The sequence below is a fragment of the Arsenicicoccus sp. UBA2120 genome, from assembly GCF_002330965.1.
GTDB lineage: Bacteria > Actinomycetota > Actinomycetes > Actinomycetales > Dermatophilaceae > Arsenicicoccus > Arsenicicoccus bolidensis.
In genome coordinates, this window is the sequence record NZ_DCYC01000088.1 from 1 (window position 1) to 4841 (window position 4841).

The 4841-nt window shown below is 71.1% G+C and carries 5 protein-coding genes; all 5 read right to left on the reverse strand.

Annotated features, from left to right (window positions below; all coding sequences use genetic code 11):
* Positions 1 to 11 precede the first annotated feature (11 nt).
* Positions 12 to 1310: a trypsin-like serine protease gene (locus B2P18_RS15170; RefSeq protein WP_286961463.1), complete on the reverse strand. Its 1299-nt coding sequence runs from the start codon at positions 1308 to 1310 to the stop codon at positions 12 to 14.
* A 188-nt stretch (positions 1311 to 1498) separates the two neighbouring features.
* Positions 1499 to 2263, reverse strand: coding sequence for an SDR family NAD(P)-dependent oxidoreductase (locus tag B2P18_RS15175; RefSeq protein ID WP_239262975.1), 765 nt, complete (start codon positions 2261 to 2263; stop codon positions 1499 to 1501).
* Positions 2264 to 2327: 64 nt separating this feature from the next.
* A complete protein-coding gene (locus tag B2P18_RS15180; RefSeq protein WP_029212464.1) occupies positions 2328 to 3479 on the reverse strand; it encodes an acyl-CoA dehydrogenase family protein in 1152 nt (383 codons plus the stop codon).
* Between the two features lie 106 nt (positions 3480 to 3585).
* Positions 3586 to 4602 (reverse strand): LLM class F420-dependent oxidoreductase, encoded by a 1017-nt coding sequence (locus B2P18_RS15185; RefSeq protein ID WP_239262978.1) that lies wholly within the window; start codon positions 4600 to 4602, stop codon positions 3586 to 3588.
* A gap of 21 nt (positions 4603 to 4623) precedes the next feature.
* On the reverse strand, positions 4624 to 4841 hold a 218-nt coding region (locus B2P18_RS15190; RefSeq protein ID WP_286961464.1), incomplete at its 5' end, for a hypothetical protein.

Genomic DNA, 4841 nt, shown 5'->3' on the forward strand with positions numbered 1-4841 from the left:
TGGTGCTGGGGTTACTGGACGGTGATGTCGTCGAAGACGAAGCTGGACTGGGCGGAGGAGTCTTCGGTGGCGGTGATCTTGAGGGTGACGCTGCGTCCGGCGTAGCTGGACAGGTCGACGGTCTTCTGGACGTAGCCGTTGGTCTTGGTCAGGTTGGAGTAGGACGCCACGGCGGAGCCGTTGATGGTGACGGTGGCCTTGTCGTAGGCGGTGTAGCCGGAGGTCTCGGCGCTGTCGACGGCGACCCAGTAGGTGAGCTTGCCGCCGGCCGGGACGGTCAGGGTCTGCTGCTGGTACTCGGTGGCGGTGGTGCCGTTGCCGCCGAGCCAGAGCTTCCAGGTGCCGGTGTGGGCGGGGCGTCCGGCGTTGTTGGTGATGGGGCCGGTGGTGCCGGTCCAGCCGGTCTGGCCGGACTCGAAGCCGCCGTTGACGACCGCGTTGCTGCCCGGCGTCGGGGTCGGCGTGGGCGTCGGGGTAGGCGTGGGCGTCGTGCCGCCGGGTCGCGTGCCGCCGATGGCGTCGATGGCCGACAGGATCTGCGAGCGGTAGGCCGAGATCTTGGTGTAGTGCCCCGCGTCGTTGGCGCGGGCGCAGCCGACGCCCGACGAGGTGATGCCGACCTGGACCTCGCGGCCGTAGGTGTTCTTGGCGAAGAGCGGGCCGCCCGAGTCGCCGTTGCAGGTGTCCTTGCCGGCCGTCCCGTTGCCCGAGGCGCAGATCTCGGCGTCGGCATACGGCAGGCAGCCGCTGCCTGTGTGCAGGGGGAGGTCCACCTGCTGGAGGTACTGCGTGCTGGCGCCGCCCTCGGTGAGCCGGCCCCAGCCGATGGCGGTGAACCAGGGGGAGCGGTCGAGCGACGTGTCTGCCGGCAGGGGGGCGAAGGTGGTGATGGTCGACGGGCGGTCCAGCTTGCCCACCGCCCAGTCGCCCTTGCGCGGGCCCGCCCCCGTCTTCCACGTGACGACCTTGCGGGACTCGCCCTTGGTGAAGTCGACCTTGCCGATGAGAGCCTCGACGCTCATCGTCGACGGCGTCTCGTCGAGGCAGTGCTGGGCCGTCAGGACGGTGTCCGGGCTGATGAGGGTGCCGCCGCAGCCGAAGGTGCCGCCCGAGGTGGTCATCTTGATCTTGACGGCCATGGGCCACCGGCCCTCGGGGGCCTGGCCGCCGCCGACGATGGGGTTGACGTCCGGCGGTGCGGCGGGAGCGCCGGCCTGGGCGATGGGGGCGAGGACGCCGGCACCGAGCGTGACGGCGGCGACGGTCGCGAGGGACAAGAGGGCAGGGCGGGGCACGGTCAGATGGCGCATCGATGACTCCTGTGGGTGAGCACGGCCTGGGGATGGGAGGGCCGTATGGGGGATCATCCTGGACCGTCAGCGATCCCTGTAAAGACCTTCTGGCCTCTGATTGTTTCTTGATCGGTCAACACGCCACGAGATACGCAGAGGGCACGTCCCGTCACGGAACGTGCCCTCGGTCCAGGCTTGACGAGTGGTCAGCGAGGCGGCATGCGCAGCGCCCCGTCGAGGCGGATCACCTCACCGTTGAGCATGGGGTTGGCGATGATGTGCTCCGCGAGCCCAGCGAACTCCTCGGGGCGGCCGAGGCGTGACGGGTGCGGGACCATCGCGCCGAGGCTGGCGCGGGTCTCCTCCGGCATGCCGGCCATCATCGGGGTCTCCATGGTGCCGGGGGCGATGGTCATCACGCGGATGCCCTTGTCGGCGAGGTCCCGGGCGGCGGTGAGCGTCAGCCCGACGATGCCGGCCTTGGAGGAGGCGTATGCCGCCTGCCCGACCTGCCCGTCGTAGGCCGCGATGGAGGCGGTGCTGATGATGACGCCACGGTCTCCGTCGACGGGCTCGTTGTCGACCATCGCCGCCGCCACCAGGCGCATGACGTTGAAGGTGCCGACGAGGTTGATGTCGACGACGGTCCGGAACTTCTCCAGCGCGAGGGGGCCACCGCGACCCACGACGCGACCCGGCGTCGCCACTCCCGCGCAGGACACCGCGATCCGCAGCTCGCCGAGCGTGGCGGCGACGTCGACGGCGGCCTGCACCCCGTCCTCGTCCCGCACGTCGGCGGGGCAGAAGCGCGCGCGCTCACCCAGCTCCTCCGCGACCTGGGCCCCGCGCGAGGTCTCGAGGTCGACGATGACGACGGCCGCGCCGGCGGCGTGCAGGGCGCGGGTGGTGGCCTCGCCGAGGCCCGAGCCGCCGCCGGTGACGAGGGCGACGGTCTGGTCGGTGATCTTCACGAGATGTCCTGTCCTGGTGGGATGTTGACGATCGGATGATAGGTCTGGCCGCGGCCCGACGAGCTCAGCCGCGGAGCAGCGCCCGCGAGATGACGAGGCGCTGGATCTGGTTGGTCCCCTCGAAGATCTGGGTGACCTTGGCCTCGCGCATGTAGCGCTCGACGGGGAAGTCCATCGTGTAGCCCGCGCCGCCGAGCACCTGCACAGCGTCGGTGGTGACCTTCATCGCCGCGTCCGTGGCGGTGAGCTTGGCGACCGACGCCTGCTTGCCGACGCTGCGCCCGGCGTCCTTCATGCGGGCGGCCATGAGATAGGTCGACCGCGCCTGGTGGACGGCGGCCTCCATGTCGGCGAGCAGGAAGGCCAGGCCCTGGAACTCGCCGATGGTCCGGCCGAACTGCACGCGCTCCTTGGCGTAGCGCACGGACACGTCCAGCGCGGCCTGGGCCAGGCCCGTGGCGCACGCCGCGATGCCGAGACGACCGGCGTCGAGGGCGGCCAGCGCGATCGGCATACCCTGCCCCTCCGCACCGATGCGGCGACCCTCGTCGACCTCGACCCCCTCGAGGTAGACCTGGCGGACCGTGTCGCAGTGCAGGCCCATCTTGCGCTCGGGCTCGGCGAAGCCCAGCCCCGCCGCGTCCCCCGGCACGATGAAGCAGGACAGGCCCTTGGCGCCCTCGTCGCTCGTGCGGGCGAAGGTCGTGTAGAAGTCGGCATGGCCCGCGTGCGAGATCCAGGCCTTGGTGCCGCGCAGGGCGTAGGGACCCGAATCCCCTTGGCGCGTGGCCCGGGTCGTCATCGAGGCCACGTCGGACCCGGCCTGCGGCTCGGACAGGCAGTAGGCCCCGAGCTGCTCGCCGGAGAGCATGCCGGTGAGCAGGTCGCGCTGCTGCTCCTCGGTGCCGTAGGTCGCGACCGGGAAGCAGGTCAGCGAGTGCACGGACACGCCCACGGCCACCGACATCCAGGCGTAGGCGATCTCCTCGACGACCTGCAGGTAGACCTCGTAGGGCTGGCCGCCGCCCCCCAGCTCCTCGGGGTAGGCCAGCGTCAGCAGGCCCGACCTGCCGAGCAGCGTGAAGATCTCGCGGGGGAACTCGTGAGCGGCCTCCATGGCATCGACCTGGGGCGCGAGCTTGTCGCGGCAGATCTCGCGGGTGAGGTCGATGAGGTCCTGGGACTCGTCGTTGGGCATCAGGCGCTCGGCTGGCATGCCCCTGAGGATAGGACTTGACGTCGCGGAAGGCGCAGGCCCGGGAGCGCTGCCCGGGGCCCGCGGCGACCGTGATCTACAGCACGGAGACCTGCAGCACGCAGACCTACAGCACGATCTCGGCGATCTGCCGCACGGTGCGGGCGTTGCCGTGGACGACCATCGTGGTGATTAGCGACTCCTCCCACGCGGCGAGCTCGTCCTTGATCTTGGCCACCGGGCCGACGAGCGCGATGCGCGACACCATCTCGGTCGTGACGGCGGCCACGGCCTCCTCCTTGCGCCCCGCCAGGAACAGCTCCTGGATGCGCTCGCACTCCGCCTCGAAGCCCAGCCGTGCGACCGCGTCGTAGTGGAAGTTCTGCCCCTTGGCGCCCATCCCGCCGACGTAGAGCGCGATGTGCGGCCGAAGCCGATCGGCCGCCCGCTCGAGGTCCTCGTCCACGACGACCTGCACCGGCAGCGCCACCTCGAAGTCGTCCGGGCGGCCGCCACGCGCGGCGAAGCCCTCGTCGAGGCAGCGGCGGTAGAAGGAGTCCTCGTAGGGGGAGTAGAACAGCGGCAGCCACCCGTCGGCGATCTCGGCCGTGAGGGCGACGTTCTTGGGGCCCTCGGCGGCGATCAGGATGGGGATCGTCTCGCGGACGGGGTGCAGCGTGGACTTGAGCGGCTTGCCGAGACCGGTGCCACCCTCGATCGGCACCTGGTAGTGGCGGCCGGTGTGCTGCACCACGTCCCGACGCATGGCGGCGCGCAGGATCTCGACATACTCCCTGGTCCGGGCGAGGGGCTGCCGGTAGGGCTGGCCGTACCACCCCTCGACGACCTGCGGGCCGCTGGCGCCGATCCCGAGGGCGAACCGGCCGCCGGAGAGGTGGTCCATGGTCATCGCGGCCATGGCGGTGGCGGCGGGGGTGCGCGCCGACATCTGCATGACGGCGGTGCCCAGGGTGAGGCGCGTGGTGCGGGCGCCGAGCCAGGCGAGGGGGGTGAGGGCGTCGGACCCGTAGGCCTCGGACGTCCAGACGGAGTCGAACCCGCACTCCTCGGCGGCCGTGACCGCCTCCTCGACCCCCTCGGGCTTGCCCGCGCCCCAGTAGCCCAGTCCTAGTCCCAGCTTCATCGCCTGCTCCTCACCGTTGGATTACCGGTCAGTATGCCCGGGGTGCCCGGGCGGGACCAGGACGGGGCCGTATGACGAACCCCACCCGCTCGCGCGCAGGACGGTCCATCCACAGACGGTGAGGACGGCGTGGCGGCGGATCGAGTGGATCTCACCGCTCGGCTCGTCAGGGGTGTGGGAGAGCCGCGGGGCCGAGTCGGCAGCTGGCAGCCGTCCGACCTTAGCCTCGATCCACCGAT